Annotated in this window: 11 protein-coding genes and 1 pseudogene; 4 read left to right on the forward strand and 8 right to left on the reverse strand. The window is 73.4% G+C overall.

Annotated features, from left to right (window positions below):
- Nucleotides 1-3: 3 nt before the first annotated feature.
- Complete coding sequence (locus ABD946_RS28005; protein WP_345288177.1) at nucleotides 4-195, reverse strand: hypothetical protein; 192 nt, start codon at nucleotides 193-195, stop codon at nucleotides 4-6.
- A gap of 260 nt (nucleotides 196-455) precedes the next feature.
- Between ABD946_RS28005 and ABD946_RS28010 the strand changes: the two genes are divergently transcribed.
- Nucleotides 456-1,286: a right-handed parallel beta-helix repeat-containing protein gene (locus ABD946_RS28010; protein WP_345288179.1), complete on the forward strand. Its 831-nt coding sequence runs from the start codon at nucleotides 456-458 to the stop codon at nucleotides 1,284-1,286.
- Between the two features lie 7 nt (nucleotides 1,287-1,293).
- Here the strand turns inward: ABD946_RS28010 and ABD946_RS28015 are convergent, their stop codons facing one another.
- The 4 genes from ABD946_RS28015 to ABD946_RS28030 form a co-directional block, all read right to left on the reverse strand.
- On the reverse strand, nucleotides 1,294-2,061 hold the full coding sequence (locus ABD946_RS28015) for a hypothetical protein (protein WP_345288181.1): 768 nt from the start codon (nucleotides 2,059-2,061) through the stop codon (nucleotides 1,294-1,296).
- Nucleotides 2,062-2,141: 80 nt separating this feature from the next.
- Entirely contained in the window at nucleotides 2,142-4,859 is a 2,718-nt protein-coding gene (locus ABD946_RS28020) for an SdrD B-like domain-containing protein (protein WP_345288183.1), read from the reverse strand.
- A gap of 457 nt (nucleotides 4,860-5,316) precedes the next feature.
- On the reverse strand, nucleotides 5,317-6,513 hold the full coding sequence (locus ABD946_RS28025) for an MFS transporter (protein ID WP_345288185.1): 1,197 nt from the start codon (nucleotides 6,511-6,513) through the stop codon (nucleotides 5,317-5,319).
- Between the two features lie 220 nt (nucleotides 6,514-6,733).
- A complete protein-coding gene (locus tag ABD946_RS28030) occupies nucleotides 6,734-11,467 on the reverse strand; it encodes a DUF5979 domain-containing protein (RefSeq protein ID WP_345288187.1) in 4,734 nt (1,577 codons plus the stop codon).
- 233 nt (nucleotides 11,468-11,700) lie between these two features.
- Here ABD946_RS28030 and ABD946_RS28035 point away from each other — a divergent pair, with 233 nt between their 5' ends.
- The 3 genes from ABD946_RS28035 (at nucleotide 11,701) to ABD946_RS28045 (ending at nucleotide 13,781) form a co-directional block, all read left to right on the forward strand.
- Entirely contained in the window at nucleotides 11,701-12,756 is a 1,056-nt protein-coding gene (locus tag ABD946_RS28035; RefSeq protein ID WP_345288188.1) for a trypsin-like serine peptidase, read from the forward strand.
- A 70-nt stretch (nucleotides 12,757-12,826) separates the two neighbouring features.
- Entirely contained in the window at nucleotides 12,827-13,252 is a 426-nt protein-coding gene (arr, locus tag ABD946_RS28040; protein ID WP_345288190.1) for an NAD(+)--rifampin ADP-ribosyltransferase, read from the forward strand.
- Between the two features lie 112 nt (nucleotides 13,253-13,364).
- Nucleotides 13,365-13,781 carry a hypothetical protein gene (locus ABD946_RS28045; RefSeq protein WP_345288192.1) on the forward strand — a complete coding sequence of 139 codons (417 nt, stop codon included), beginning with the start codon at nucleotides 13,365-13,367 and terminating at the stop codon, nucleotides 13,779-13,781.
- Nucleotides 13,782-13,800: 19 nt separating this feature from the next.
- Here ABD946_RS28045 and ABD946_RS28050 read toward each other — a convergent pair whose 3' ends face one another.
- The 3 genes and pseudogenes from ABD946_RS28050 to ABD946_RS28060 form a co-directional block, all read right to left on the reverse strand.
- Nucleotides 13,801-14,109 (reverse strand): DUF7677 family protein, encoded by a 309-nt coding sequence (locus ABD946_RS28050; RefSeq protein WP_345288194.1) that lies wholly within the window; start codon nucleotides 14,107-14,109, stop codon nucleotides 13,801-13,803.
- A 91-nt stretch (nucleotides 14,110-14,200) separates the two neighbouring features.
- On the reverse strand, nucleotides 14,201-14,335 hold the full coding sequence (locus tag ABD946_RS28055) for a hypothetical protein (RefSeq protein ID WP_345288196.1): 135 nt from the start codon (nucleotides 14,333-14,335) through the stop codon (nucleotides 14,201-14,203).
- Nucleotides 14,336-14,481: 146 nt separating this feature from the next.
- Nucleotides 14,482-15,166 (reverse strand): annotated as a pseudogene (locus tag ABD946_RS28060) (aspartate/glutamate racemase family protein); the annotation flags it as partial.
- Nucleotides 15,167-15,197 lie beyond the last annotated feature (31 nt).

Genomic DNA, 15,197 nt, shown 5'->3' on the forward strand with positions numbered 1-15,197 from the left:
CCGTCAGGCCGCCGTCTGCCTGGCGGTGCCGGTCCTGCTGGCGGCGGCCGGCTGCTCGGCGGGCGGCGGGGGCGAGGACTCCGCGGACCGCCACCCGGCGGGGGCGGTGATCCGGGTGCCGGCCGATCTGCCGACGGTGCAGCGGGCGGTGGACGTGGCGGTGCCCGGCGACCTGGTGCTGGTCTCGCCCGGCACCTACCGGGAGAGCGTGCGGATCACCCGGCCCCGGGTGGTGCTGCGGGGCACGGACCGCAACGCGGTGGTGTTCGACGGCGGACTCAAGCTGGTCAACGGGATCACCGCGACCGGCGCGGGCACGGTGGTGGAGAACCTGACGGTGCGCGGCTACCTCGCCAACGGGGTGCTGTTCACCGGCGTCACCGACGAGAAGCTCCAGCGGCACGGCGCTGGCGGCTCGGCCTACGACCCGCTGGACACCACCCGCTTCCCCCCCGGTGGAGGGTTTCCGGGCGACCAGGGTCACCTCGTACGGGAACGCGCTCTACGGCATCTACGCCTTCGACGCGCGCGGCGGGATCATCGAGGACTCGTACGCCTCGGGGATGGCCGACTCGGGGATCTACGTCGGCCAGTGCCGGCCCTGCGACACCCTGGTGCGGGGGAACACGGTGGAGCGCAACGCCGTCGGCATCGAGATCACCAACGCCTCGGAGAACCTCACCGTGGTGGGCAACCGGGCGGTGGGCAACCGGGTCGGAGTGACCGTCAACTCCAACGACCTGGAGTCGCTGGCCCCCCAGCACGGCGCGGTGATCGCGGGCAACGTGGTGGCCGACAACAACGCGGCGGACTCGCCGCAGCAGGCCGACGGCGGGTTCGGCATCGGCATCGGGATCGGCGGCGGCGTCGACAACCGGGTGGAGCGCAACCTGGTGACGGGCAACCGGTCGGCGGGCGTGGTGGTCACCGACCCGCCCGGGCACCCGGCCAGCGGCAACCGCGTCACCGCCAACCGGGTCACCGGCAACGGGGTGGACCTGGTCGGGGCGGCGGCCGCGCCGAGCAACTGCTTCACCGGCAACGGGCCGGTCAGCCAGAGCCCGCCGGGGCTGGAGCAGGTGGCACCCTGCGGGGTGAACGGCTCCGCCCCGGTGCCCAGGGGCCGCGCGGCGGCCGTCCAGGCCCCGCCCGGCACGCCGTTCAACGAAGTCCCCGCGCCGCCCGCCCAGCCCTCGCTGCCCGACCCGAACGCCCCTGCCGTCCCGGCCGTCGCCCTCCCCGGCCCGGTCGACCCGGCCGCCTACCCGCTGCCGACGGGCGTCTGACCGCACGTCAGCCGACCGTCGCCCAGGGGGCCTGCGGCAGCCGGGCGTCCGGCTGCGGCCCCTCCAGGTCCAGGACGGTGGGCGTGGCGAGCCCGGTGATCCGCATGGTGACCCGCCGCAGGCCGCCGTCGGCGTCGATCCAGTAGGTGAGCGGGGAGGCGGCCGTGTCGCGGTCGGCGGCGCCGCGCGGGCGGGGGCCGGAGATCCGGTCGTGGGCGCGGCCGTCGATCCGGTCCCGGCCCAACCAGCGGGGGCCCGACTGGGCGAGCAACAGGGGGTTGTCGGGCCGGTCCGCGCCCAGTCGGGCCAGCAGGTCGAGGCCCGCGTCGAGCGGGTCGGTGCCGAACGGCCGGGAGGCCCAAGCGCTGCGCGGCAGGTGCTCGGCCTGCTCCCAGGCCGGGCCCGTCGCACCGGCGGACGGCTTCGCCAGGCCCAGCCCGCCGGTGTCCCAGACCACCAGGCCCTCGTCCACGGTGCCGGCCGGTCCGTGGACCCGGTAGCCGCCCGCCGCGTGCCGGGTGCGGTAGTCGATCACGCCGTGCACCTCCGTGACCAGGCCGCCGCCCGCCGAGGCGGTGAGGGCCACCCGGACGGGGCCGTGGCCGTAGAGGGTGAACCGGGCCAGCGCCAGCCGGGAGGCCTCCTCGCTGCTGAGCGGGCGGCTCTGCTCCTGACGGTCGGTCATCCGCCAGGCCGTCACCCCGCCGGCGGCGAGCAGTGCCGCCGCGAGGGCGGCGGCCACGGCGGTGCGGCGGCGCTTCTTGTGGGTCGGCATCCGGGGGCGTCCTTTCCAGCGGAGGGCGGGGCCCCGGGGAAGCTCCCGGGGCCCCGGTGTTCCGGGTGTCTGACGAGGTGTCAGCCGGTGCGGCGCTTCCTGAGCACCAGCAGGACCACCGTGCCGAGCACCACCAGCAGGCCGCCCGCGGCGACCAGGTACGGGGCGCTGCCGCCCCCGCCGGTGTTGGCCAGCGGCCCCGAGGGCTGCGGCACGGCCGGCGGTGGCGGGGTCGGGGTCGTGGTCGGACCGGGCGCGGGGACCTCCACCGAAGGCGTCGGGGTCGGGGTCGGCGTGGGCGTCGGGGTCGGCGGGATCAGGGTGTTGACCGCCGTGGTGGTGACGCCCGCGTCCAGGTGCTCCTCGTCCAGCACCACGGGCCCGAGGACCGGCTGGTCGGGAGCCCGGTAGCCCGGCGGCGGGCTGAGCTCCTGCCAGTAGTAACCGCCCAGGTCCGCCCGGCCGGTGCAGGTGCCGTCCGCCCCGGTGGTGCAGGGGCCGTCGACCTTGGTGTCCGGCTTTCCGCCGTCCGTCTGCAGACCTGCGGTGTCGTTGCTCTCCCGCCACAGCTGGAACACCGCACCGGGCAGCACCTTGCCGTCCGGGTCCTGCTTGACCAGGCGCAGCGCGCCGAGCTGACGCCGGAACCCGAAGTCGAAGCCGTGGTCGTTCTGCCCGGGACCGTCTGTGGTGAGCGCCCGCTCGACGTACGTGCCGCCCGGCGGGACGGTGCCGTCGGAGTCGGTCAGGCGGTTGTCGCCGACGTCCGCCGCCGTCGGCACCCAGTGGTGCAGCGGCCCGCCCACGGCGTAGTCCGCGGGGTTGTCGAGGCGGATGGTGTAGGCGGTCCTCGGCTTCAGCCCGCCGGTGACGTTGGTGTCGTCGAAGTAGTACTCGCCGCGCGCGGTGGTCGTGGTGCTGCCGACCTTCGTGCCGTCCGCGTCGTAGAGGTTCACCGTCGCGCCCACCACCGGCTTCTGCTGCGGCAGTTGGAGCCCGGAGCGCTCGGGGTCGTACCAGACCCGGTTGCCGATCTGCAGCGGCGCCCGGTCGCAGAGCACCTCCAGGTCGGCCATCGCGGCGCCCTTGCCGAACCGCGACCGGCCGTCGGACAGCTCCTGGCCGAAGCCCGGGTCCGGACCGCCGGTGCGCAGGGTGAACATGGTGCCCGCGCTGACGATGTTGTTGGCGACGTCGTAGCCGGAGGTGGCGACGGAGGTCTCCACCTTGGAGAGCGCCAGCCCCGCGAAGGCCGGGTACGGGTGGCCCCAGGGGTAGGGGCGGGGCTGGTCGAAGAAGTTCTTGTTGCGGACGGTCGCGCCGCAGCCCAGGTTGACGTCCAGCACGTACCGGGCGTCGGGCGAGGTGCCGGACCTGCAGGCCTTGTTGAGGTCGGCCGAGGCGAGCACCGAGACGAATCCGGGGGGCTGCGGCCCGCCCTCGGCGGGGAACGCGGCGGCCTGGTCGGCGTAGCGGTCGCGGAAGACCAGCAGCATCGAGCCGTCGGTCTCGAAGCCGATCTCGCCGAGCTCGGGCTCGGGGTGGACGTTGCAGACCTGCCCGGTGCCGGTGGTCGGCTGGGTGTCCGTCCACGGGTACCAGAAGTAGCCCGCGCAGCCGGTCGGGGTGCCCCGGTGGTCCAGCGGCTGGTCCAGCACGACCGTGCCGAAGGCACCCGTCGCCGGGTCGAACTGCCGCACCACGGCCCGCAGATCGCCGATCTTCTGGGTGGACTCGCCGGAGCAGACGCCGCCGAGGTAGCCGACGCCGTCCTGCACGCCGAGGCCGAACGGGCGCCAGTCCTCCGGCGAGGGGCAGTCCGCCGCCGGGATCGGGTAGACGCCCTTGGGTTCGGTGGCGGCCGGCGCGGTGGCGTCGTACCGGTAGAGCCTGCGGTCGGCCAGGTTGACCACGTACAGGTCGCGGCCGTCCTCGGTGAGCTTGAGCCCGCCGAGGCTCTCCCGGCCGACCGGGGCGAAGAAGCCCGGGTCGTCGGCGCCGGTGTGGGTGGTGGAGCCCGCGTCGGGGACGGTGGTGAAGAGCGAAGTCGCCTTGGTCACCGGGTCGGTGACGTACACGGCGCCCGGCCCGCCCGGGCCGTAGGCGGTGTTCCGCTTGGCGTGGGCGGAGCTGAACAGCCGCCGGTCCTCGCGGTTCCAGGCGATGCCGAAGACGTTCCCGGTGGTGGCGGCGGTGGAGACGTTCGTGACGTCCTTGTTCACCCCGCGCGAGCGGTACGGGAAGGTCAGCAGGGTGCGGCTGGTGCCCGGTTCGAGCGAGGCGGGCTGACAGGCGGTGGCCAGCGGCGCGTTCGCCTGGCAGTAGTCGGCGGGGTTCCACAGGCCGGTGGTGAAGGTGACCTGCCGGCCGGCCGAGAGGTCGACGAACTCCTCGTTGCTGCTGAGCGCGGTCGGTGCCCCCGTCAGCCCCGTCCGGGAGGCGAAGGCCGGGAAGAGCACGCCGGGCTTCGGGTTGACCACCTCGACCCGGTACCGGCCGCCGGTGCTCCCGGCCTCCGGCGTCAGCGTCACGGTGCCGTCGGCGGTGGTCACGGCGGTGCGCACCGCCCCGTCCGCCCCGGTCAGGGTGACCGTGACCCCCGCCAGCCCCGGCTCCAGCGCCGGGCTCCACGTCCCGTCGTCGTCGACGGCCCGGACCACCCGGACCGTCACGGACCCGTCCGCGTCGGCCGGTGAGGCCGGGGGCGCCGCCACGGTGGTCGCCGTGGTCACGGTGGCGAACGCGGCCACCAGGGCTGCGGCCCGGCCGGCCGCCCGGCGCCCGGCCCTCTTCGGCACGGGTGCTCTCGTCTGCTGCGGTATCTGCCTCATAACCTGCTCTCGCTGGTCGGGAAGGCGCGCCGGGCCGGGCCCGGCACATCACCTGAATGGTGTCGCGTACGCACCATTCGGCCGATCGTAAGCGGAAGTAGGGCATCCGGCAGGTGGTGGAGGGAAACTGACGGTTCGTCAGGAAGCACGCCCGGTGGTTCGTGTGCACCGGGTGCGCCCCCGGCGTGCTCTCCTCAGCCCCTGATGTCCACGTGCACGTCGAAGCGCACGGTCACCACGGTCACGAAGACGTTGCCCCGCACCTTGCGGGTGGCCAGGGTCTTGCCGACCGACCCCTTGCCCTTGCCCTTGGCGTCCTTGTCCTCGGCCTCCAGGGACTCGAAGCGGGAGAACGGCGAGGCGGCGAGCCGGCCCGAGGGGGTGCCGAGGCGCGTCCACTCCGCTTCGGCGGGCCGGCGCTCCGTCAGGAGGGCGCGTCCGCGCGGACGGAGCGCATCCGGACCGCCGCGTAGACGCAGCCCGCCAGGGCCAGGTCGGAGAGCAGCATGAAGCCGATTGAGTAGCTGCCCTTCTCGCTGTACACCGCCCCCATCACCAGCGGCGGCACGAAGCCGCCCAGCCCGCCGACCGCGCCCACGATGCCGGTCACGCTGCCCACCTGGCCCACCGGCGTGACCTGCGCGACCAGCGCGAAGACCGCGCCGCTGCTGGTCGACAGGCCGGCCGCCATCAGCAGGAAGGCGATCGTGCCGACCGGGCTGAGCTCCGGGTCGAAGGCCTGGACGATCGCGAAGAGCGCGGTCAGTGCCAGCGACCAGGCGGTCACCACGGCCGGGTGGACCCGGTCCGACAGCCAGCCGCCGAACGGGCGGAACACCACCGTCACGAGGGCGAAGCCGGCCGCCTTGGCCCCCGCGTCGGTGGCCGAGAGGTGGTACCAGGTCTTGAGGTAGGTCGGCAGGTAGACCCCGAAGGCGACGATCCCGCCGAAGCCGATCGCGTACAGCGCCGAGAGCTCCCAGGTCACCCGCAGCCGGCCGGCCGCCGCGAGCCGCGCGGGCAGCGGGGCGGTCGGTACCACCCGGTCCGGCCGGTCGCGCAGGAACAGCAGGGCCAGCACCACGTAGACCGCGAGGGCCACCGCCATCACCGTGAACGGCAGGGCCTCGCCGTGCTTCCACAGCCGCGGGGTGACGTACCCGGACAGGGCCACCCCGCCCATCCCCATGCCGAACACGCCGACGCCCAGGCCGCGCTTGTGCGGCGGGAACCAGGAGTTCACCAGCGGCACGCCGATCGCGAAGGTGGTCCCGCCCAGGCCGAGCAGGAAGCCCACCGCCAGCAGCGCCCCGTAGGAGCTCTTGGCCGGGATCAGCAGCAGCACGGGAAGGATCGTCAGCCCCGACACCAGCGGGAACATCAGCCGCGCCCCGTACCGGTCGGTCAGCGCGCCGACCGGCACCCGGCCCAGCGATCCGACCAGCACCGGCACCGCCACCAGCAGCGACTGGGCGAACGAGGACATGTGCAGGGTCCTGTCGAACTCCCCGGCCAGCGGCGCGATCAGGTTCCAGGCCCAGAAGGTCAGCGTGAAGCCGACCGTGGCCACCACCAGGTTCACGTACGCGGCCCGGGGCACCCGCTGCTCCGCCGTGCTCACAGGGCCACTCCCGCTCTCGGTCCACTTGCCTGACGCCCCATCACAGCAGCGGCCCCCCACCGGGGCGTGCAGGCGCCGCGCCCGCGCCCGCCCGTTCGGACCAGCCGCGTCATCCCTCCGGGTGGGCTCCTTCCCGAGGGCGTCCGGCAGCCGGCGCACCGACGGCCGCCGCCCGGTGGAGGTTCCACCGGGCGGCGGCCGTGGGTCGTGCGGGTCTCCGTCAGCCGCGTCGGCGCGCGGTCCGCCAGAGGGTGAAGCCGGCCAGCAGGAGGGTGGTGGCCAGCACGGAGCCGAGCAGGGCCGCTCCGGTGCCGGTGGCGGGGAGGTCACCGGCGGGCGGGGCGGGGGCCGGGAAGGTGTTGGTGACGGTGATGGTGGCGGTGGAGTCCGCCGTGATCACCACCGGGTCCTCGGCCGTGCCGTGGTCGACCACGGCCTCGGCGGTGGCACCGGTGTCGATCTCCTCGGCCCAGCAGCGGGAGTTGACCGGCAGCGGGGAGATCACCACGGGCTGACCGGCGGTCAGCCCGTAGGTGTGGTGGAGCACCAGGCCCCCGGCGGCCCCGGCGGCGTCGGGCAGGGCGCAGGAGACCTTCACCCGGAAGGTGAGCCCGGCGGCGTAGCCCGCGGCCTCGCCGGTGAGCTGCTTGGCCAGGGTGAGCGCGCCGAACTCGAAGTCGTTGGTCACGGTGGCGGTCTGCACCGACGGGGTGCCCAGGCCCGGGGTGATGGTCACGGTGACCGGCGCGGAGGCCGGATGGTCGGCCCGGCCGCCCCGGGCGGAGGTCTCCCAGACCTGGCAGACGGTGCCGGCCTGCAGGTGATCGACCGTCACCGGGGCGTCCACGGTGACCCGGTAGTCCTGGTCCACGACGGTGCGGGCCGGGTTGCCCTGCGGCTGCAGGGTGCAGGTGACGTGGAAGGGGAACGGCACCTTCGACATCAGCGGGCCGAGCGCGGCGGGGTACGTGCCGAGGGCCTTGGCCAGCTTCAGCGCGCCGTAGCCGAGGGCGACGCCGACCTGGACGGGCTCGTTGGGCTGGAGCACCCGGTCGGTGTCGGCCCGGTCGGTGGTCTCGTTGTGCGCGTAGGAGTTCCAGGCGATGGTCGGGTCGCCGTTGTGCGCCACGTCCAGCGGGGTGTCCATGGCGTAGGTGACGTCCACCGTTCCGCCGGGGGCCAGGGTGGGGGAGAAGGCCAGGTCGAGGCGGAGGCCGACGGCCTGCGGGCCGAAGGGGTCGTCCCAGGTGGTGGCGGGGCAGCGGGCCGCCGAGGAGCCGGCGCCGCCCATCTTCAGGTCGTCGGTGCAGAGCGGCTCGGTGTTCTCGTAGGCGGCCGTCATGCTGCCCGGGCCGGTCAGCCGCGGGGCGGTGGCCAGCGTCGGGCGGTGGTCCCAGGCCGTGTTGCGGGGCTGGTCCAGCAGGACGCCGCGGTCGCCCTGGACCGGGAAGCGGTCGACGATCCGCATCGCCTTGGCCGGTTCGGTGCCCGCGTTCTGAAGGCGCATCAGGTACTGGTAGCAGTCACCGGGGTTGACCAGGGCGATGCAGGGGGTGGAGGTGTAGCGGCGGCCGTCGGCGTCGGTGGTGGCCAGGCAGCCCTCGCTGCCGACCGGGACGGCGGTGCCGGTCTGGACGTTGTACCAGCCGAGCGCGTCGTTGCCGGACACCCACTTGCGGGCGCTGAAGGCGGCGCCCGACTTGGCGCTGAGGGTGGCCGAGGCGGTGCAGTACAGCCCGGCGCCGAAGGCGCCGTCCCGGTCGCCCGGCCCGTCGCAGGCCAGCGCCGGGTCCGAGGAGGTGGCGCCCATGGTGTTGGTGACGGTCTGTCCGGCGTCGATGCCCGGCTCCAGGGTGACGTGGAACTCGATGGTGAAGGTCGCCCCGGGGGCCAGCACCCAGGGGGTGCCGTCGGCGTTCTTCGAGAAGTCCCAGGTCAGGGCGGAGACCCGGCTGCCGCTGGTGGTCTCGGTGAAGACCGGCGTGGGCACCGGCGCCGTCCCGGCCGGGACCTGGGCGTCCGTCACCTTGAAGGGCTTGCCGCCGTCGCCCTGGAAGGTGTCGAGGAAGGCGATGCCCGGCGGCAGGGCGTCCTTGACCACCAGGCCCGGGACGTTGGCGGTGCCGGTGTTGGCGACCTTGAGGTAGAACGGGGCGTCCTCACCGGGGGCGAGCACGGTGTTCGGGGTCTTGCTGACGGCGAGCACCGGGTTGCCCTTGACCAGCTTGAGGGTGGCGGTCACGGGGGAGATGGCGGCGGGCTGCCCGTCCGTCTCCAGCTTGGTGAGGTAGCTGCCGCTGACGGTGTCCTCCAGCTGGTCCGGGACGGGGCCGCCGGTGGAGCGCAGCGCCGGGCGCGGGCTGACGTCCAGGTGCAGGACGCCCGCGCAGCTGTCGCCGCCGCAGGGGGTGAGGGTGTAGCCGTCGTTGAAGGTGCTGGTCGAGGACCAGGTGGCCCGGACCCCGGTCACGTCGGCGGCGTTCACCCCGGCGGGGAGCGCGGCCGAGCCGGCCGGGGTGCCGTTCACCCAGGCGCCGTTGACGAAGGCGTCGACCTGGACCCGGTCCGCCCCGGCGGGCATCTTGTTCGAGGTGATGGCGGTCAGGTCGACGGCGTCGAAGAAGTCCGCGTCCTGGTCGGTGACCTGGAGGGTCTTGGCCGACATGTTGCCGGTGTTGACCACGGTGAGGGCCACGTCCGCGTGCTGACGCTCCAGCCCGGGGACGTACTGGGGGAGCTGGCCGGGGCTGATCGACTTGTTGAGCGAGGCCGAGTCGGAGGCCGGGCCGGTGTTCATCGAGGAGGAGCAGAGCGGATCGCCCGAGGTGTAGCCGGAGTCCGCGGTGAGCGTGAAGCAGTTGCCGAAGGTGGTGCCGTCCGGTGTGCCCGGGCGGCGCTCGGCCACCACGTCGACGGTGAAGCCGCCCCCGGGCGGGATCTCGCCGGGGTAGGCGACCCGGATCGCGGTGGCCCGGTGGAGCAGCGCGGTGTCGGCGGCGGAGTAGGCCACCCAGCCGCCGGCCCCGGCGTTGGCGGTCGGGTCCCAGACCTGGACGGTGGCGCCGGAGGTGCTCGGGTTCAGCGTCACCGAGTCGATCTGCAGGGTGCTGAAGGGGGTGCCCTTGCTGAAGTCGGGCGTGCCGTCGGGCTTGGCGGGCGGGTCGGTGAGCACGGGGTTGACCATCGGGATGTTGCCGTTGTTGCGCACCGTCAGGTGCATGGTGAACGGCTGGCCCGGCGGGATGTCGGTCTGATCGGTGGACTTGCTGCCGCCGGTGGAGGAGCGCGGGTCCTCGACGGTGAGGGCCTGGCAGGCCCGGCCGGTGGCGGTGCCGCTGCCGTCGGTGCGGCCCGCGTCCCCGGCGAAGGCGGCGCAGTCGTTCAGCTGACCGGCCGTCACCCCCGGGGCCAGCGGGCCGTGCAGGTCGAGCCCGGCGTCGGCGCCCGGCGCGATGGACGGGTTCCCGTCGGCGTCGGTCCCGGTGTAGGTGACCTCGACGCCGGTGACGGTGGTGCCGGCCTTGGCCACGTCCACGGTGGTGTCGGCGGTGTAGGTGGTGGTGCTGCTGGTGCCGTCCGCGTAACGGACCGTCAGGGTGGCCTGGGTGGCGCCGTCCGGGAAGCGCAGCCGCACCTGCTGGACCTGGACCTTGGCGAAGTCGGCCTCGGTGCCCGGCTGCGGTTCGGTGACGGTGACGGACTTCACCGGGAACGGGGAGGCGTTGGTGACGTCGACCATCGCGGTCACGGGCGAGCCCTCACCGGCCACGGCGTGCTCGTCGCTCTGCTGGGTGAAGTCGCCGTTGGTGTCCGGGAAGAACTTCTTGGTGCCGGTGAGCACCAGCACGTCGGGAAGGATGTCGTACGGGGCGCAGGCGGCCGTGCCGGTGGCCGTCCCGGCGACCGGGTCCTGGGCGGAGGGGGTGGCGCAGTTGGAGACCGTCACCTTGTCGGTGGGGCGCAGCGGTTGCCCGGTGGAGCGGGTGGTGTCGCGCAGCTTCAGGCCGACCGTGACGGTGCCGCCGTCCGGGTCGTAGGGCAGCGGATCGCCGTTGCTGTTGGTGAAGGTGACCGAGAAGCCGGTGACGTCCCCGGGTGCGACGCCCGCCGGCAGCGGCAGCGGCCCGGGAGCGCTGATCGACGGGCCGGTGACGGTGGCGCCGGAGGCGGTGGTCACGGTCAGGGCCGCACGGTCCGCCCCGGCCGGGAAGGCGGTGACGGTGGCGGACTCGAAGTCGAAGTACTCGAAGGTCTGCTGGCCGGTGTCGGAGACGGTCAGGCTGCTCACCTGGGCGGAGGAGCTGGAGTTGTTGCGGACCCCGAGGGTGAGCGTGCTCTCCTCGCCGCTGCCCGCGACCGCCGAGCCGTCCGTCCAGCTCTTGGTGGCCACCGGCTTGACGACGCGGGGGATGGAGACGGTGACGTCGTCCGAGGCGGAGGCGGGATCGGCGTTGTCCGCCTTCACGTCGGCGGTGTTGGTCAGCACGGTGCCGTCGGCCAGCTGGGTGTCGGCCGGGACGCGCATGCCGACCTCGACGCTACCGGCCTGGCCGGCCCGCAGGCCGGTGGTGTCGGCGGGGTTCTGCAGCGGCTGCTTGTAGACCACGGTCAGCAGGCGGGTGCCGGCGTCGTAGGTGACGTCCCGGGTGCTGGTGGACTTCGGAAGGCTGGTCACCTCCAGACCGGCCGGGAGGGTGTCCGTGACGGTGAAGTGGACGCAGTCCACGGTCAGGCCGGAGCACTGGCCGGCCAGGGTGTAGGTGAACTCGTCACCGGGCTGGAGGGGGCGGCCCGAGGGGTCGTGGGTCTTGGTGATGCCGACCGAGCTGAGCGCGTCCGCCGCCGAGGCGAGCGGGAGGAGGGGTGCCGGCCGATCCCAGGAGCAGGCCGAGCACCCAGCGCGATCCGTAGCGGCGGGCGGAGTGGGCGGCGTCCCGGTCGGGGCATCGGGCATTCCTCCTGATCAACGACAAATACGATCAGAACGGTAGCGGTGACGCTGCGTCAACCGCCGAGGTGGGGGCGTGTGTGCCGCCGAGTGCGGCCGAACGGGTCGGGCGTCCGACGCGTCCGACGGTTCGTCACCGGGGCTGGGCTGCCGGGCCGTTACGCGATCATGACCCGCTCGCCGGGTGGCTGAGATCCGGTCGAGGCCGGACCCTGACACTCCCGGCCTACGTTCTCCGCATGTCGACCAACACCCGAACCCGTACCGCCCCCGGCCGCAGGGCCGCAGCCGCCGGGGCACTGCTGATCACCGCCGCCACCGCCGTGGCGCTGCCGCCGGCCGCTTTCGCCGCCACGGCCGGCGGCAGCGGCCTCAGCGTGCACACCGGCGCCACCACCGCCCCGGAACGCGCGCGGATCGACGCCTACTGGACCCCGGACCGGATGCGGCTGGCCGGGGCCCTCATCCCGGAGATCACCCCCGTGCCGGAGGACGACCACACCCCCGCCGACCCGAGGCCGCTGCCCGCCGACACCCCCGACCCCGGCGCCGTGTGGACCCACGGCGGCGCCGTGGAGCGCAGCGTCGGCCGGCTCTTCTTCACCTTCTCCGACGGCTACGACGGCAGCTGCACCGCCCACGGTGGTCACCGCCCCGAACCGCTCCACCGTCGTCACCGGCCGCGCACTGCCTGCGCGGTGCCGGTCCGTCGGGCCGCCGCCGACACCTGGCGGCACAACCTGTACTTCGTCCCCGGCTACCGCAACGGCAGCAAGCCGCTCGGCGGCTTCAGCGTCGCCGTCATGGCGACGTCGAGCGCCTGGGACACCGCCGCCACCTCCGACGAGGCGGCCCTGGGCGGTCACGACGCCGCGACGGCGGTGCTCAACCGCTCCGCCGACGGACGCCGGGTCGCGGACGTCACCGGCAGCCAGCGGATCGCCTTCTCCCCGCCGAGGGAAGGCGAGTTCACGCACGCCTTCGGCTACCCCAAGGACCGGCTGAACAACCCGGAGGGCAAGTACACCGGCTCCCGCATGATCCACTGCGCCGGCCCCGTCCGCACCTCCCCGGCCGCGCCCCCGCTCCGCGGCACCACCTGCGACATGTCGCACGGCGCCAGCGGCGGCCCGCAGTTCGCCGCCTTCGACACCCGCACCGGCACCGGCACCGTCGTCGGGGTCACCACCACGACGGAGGAGCTCGCCGGCGGCCTCCCCGGCACGCTCTACGCCACCGCCCTCGGCGACGCGGCCCGCCAGCTCTACGACTGGGCGCGTTACCTGCCGTCCTGACGGCCCGTCGGGGGTGCGGTGTGCTGGAATGGGCAGCGTCCTGAAGGTCGAGGCGTGAGGCGGGTGCGGCGTGAACGAGCCGGTCAGGTGGGGCAGCGGGGACCCGGGCCCGTTCTTCCACGGCACCAAGGCGGTCGTGGCGGTCGGCGGGCTGCTGGAGCCCGGGTACGGCTCCAACTACGGCAAGGGCGACAAGGCCAACTTCGTCTACCTGAGCGCTACCCTGAACGCCGCCGTCTGGGGCGCGGAGCTCGCCGCGGGGGAGGAGCGGGGACGGATCTACGTCGTCGAACCGACCGGCGCGTTCGAGGACGACCCGAACCTGACGGACCGGAAGTTCCCCGGCAACCCGACCCGCTCCTACCGCTCCCGGCAGCCCCTGCGCGTGGTCGCGGAGCTCCGGGAGTGGCAGGGCCACTCGGAGGAGGAGCTGCGGCAGATGCACGACCACCTGGCGGCGCTGAAGGCCCGGGGCATCGAGGCCATCAACGAGTGAACTCCCATCCCTCGGGGGGAGTGCGGTGGCTGTGTCGGACGTTGGATCGCAGGGATGGAAACGATTGAGCTGGTGCGCGTGCCGTGACCAGCGAATGATCAGGGGGCAACCGTTGGACGATGAGCAGAGTTTCCACCGTTACGGGCTCCGTCCCGTCGGCGCCGACCTCGACGAGATCCGTTCAGTGCTCAGAGAGCACACGAGGCTTGAGCGACAGTCCCAGGGCTACGGCGACACCGAACTGATGAAGCTCTGCTGTGTCCAACTGTTCAACAGCGGCGGCATCGACGATGTGCTTCTCGTCTGGAGCGCGAAGCGGGCCAGCTTCGACGCGGGCTGCTCGATCGACATCGAGCTCCTGCTCGGGCACGGGCTCGATGCGACGAAGGAGTACCTCTCGGCGCACCCGGAGCCTTCTGCCGCGGAGGCGCTGGACCGACTGTCCAAGCTCGAGGCCGACGGCGCGTTCGAGGGTTTCTCGGTCGAGGAGCGCTCGGCTCTCTACGACATGTACTACAGGGGCTACTGAATCGTTCGAGTCCGGTCACTCATGGCCCGTGGAGTTCGGTCTCCCAGGCCTGGAACGGCGGCTCCACCTGGTACGTCGGGTCGCAGAAGCCGCGAATCCACTGCGCTGCGCGGTACTGGGCATCTCCGTCGTTGAGCACGTTTCCATCGGAGTCGATCTCCAGCACGTTGCTGTAGACGGCGAAGACCTGCTCCAACGGAGAGCCGAACCGGAACAGAGCCGGCCGGTAGTCGAATCCGTCGAGCAGGTCCACGTCGACAGTGCCGTTGGCCAGGTAGAACGCGAAGAACCGAAGGGAAGCACGCAGATCGACAGGTAGATGTCCCATCGGGGCATCATGCCTCGTGGGGCGACCAGCTTGCCGAGATCACTCGGGCGACACGGCCGGGGTGAGGGGGCCGGCCGGGCCCGACGTGGAGTCAGTCCTGGCCGGTGGACTCGTCGTCGGGCTCCAGGAAGTGCTCGGGCATCGTCCAGGTGATCCCGGGGGGACCGGTCAGGTAGTGCCCGTCGCGGAGCACGGGCGGGCCGGTCAGTTCCAGGGAGTAGAGCACTTCCCCGTCCCGGAGCTCGGCGTCCAGGACCACTGCTGCGGTGCCGACCTGTTCGGGCAGGACGGAGCGCGGCGGGTCCTGCCGGTCCTCGGCGGCGCGGAAGCGCACCCGGTCGCCGCGGGCGAAGGCCGCGTGGGGGCGGCCCAGAGGGCGGCCGACACGGCGGCTTCGGCGTGGAGGCGGGTGGTGGGGAAGACCGGGACGGGGCTGTCGTCCTCGCTGACGAGGAGTTCGATCTCGGTGCAGCCGAGGATGACGCCCTCGGCTCCGGAGGCCACCAGGTCGGCGATGACGTGTCGGTAGGCGGCGCGGGACTCCTCGCGGACCAGGCCGAGGCAGAGCTCCTCGTAGATGACCCGGTGGACCAGGGCGCGTCCGGGTGCGTCCGGGACGAGGACGTCGAGGCCGTGGGCGGCGAGCCGGTCGCGGTAGAAGTCCTGCTCCATGGTGAAGGCCGTGCCGAGGAGGCCCGACCCGCCGCACGCCGGCCGCTAGCACCGCCGCCGCGGTGGCGTCGGCGAGGTGCAGCAGCGGGATGTCGACCGCCTGCGCGACCCGGTCGGCGACCTTGTGCATGGTGTTGGTGCAGATCAGCAGGAGCTCGGCCCCGGCGGCCTCCACCGACTTGGCGGCTGCGGCGAGCAGGTCGCCTGCCGCGCCCCAGTCGCCGGCCACCTGCAGGCGCTCGACCTCGGCGAAGTCCACCGAGTGGAGCACGCACTTGGCGGAGTGCAGCCCGCCGAGCCGCTCCCGGGTCAGTTCGTTGAGCAGTCGGTAGTACTCCGCCGTCGATTCCCAGCTCATTCCGCCGAGCAGCCCGATCGTCTTCACCGGTCCACTCTTTCACGCCGCGTCAGGCGGC

This window comes from Kitasatospora albolonga (assembly GCF_039535905.1).
GTDB lineage: Bacteria > Actinomycetota > Actinomycetes > Streptomycetales > Streptomycetaceae > Kitasatospora > Kitasatospora albolonga.

What these genes read in the sequence shown, in the direction of transcription:
- ABD946_RS28030 (WP_345288187.1), bottom strand. Translation starts at nt 11,467, where the DNA reads ATGCCCGATGCCCCGACCGGGACGCCGCCCACTCCGCCCGCCGCTACG.
- ABD946_RS28035 (WP_345288188.1), top strand. Translation starts at nt 11,701, where the DNA reads ATGTCGACCAACACCCGAACCCGTACCGCCCCCGGCCGCAGGGCCGCA.
- ABD946_RS28050 (WP_345288194.1), bottom strand. Translation starts at nt 14,109, where the DNA reads ATGGGACATCTACCTGTCGATCTGCGTGCTTCCCTTCGGTTCTTCGCG.
- ABD946_RS28015 (WP_345288181.1), bottom strand. Translation starts at nt 2,061, where the DNA reads ATGCCGACCCACAAGAAGCGCCGCCGCACCGCCGTGGCCGCCGCCCTC.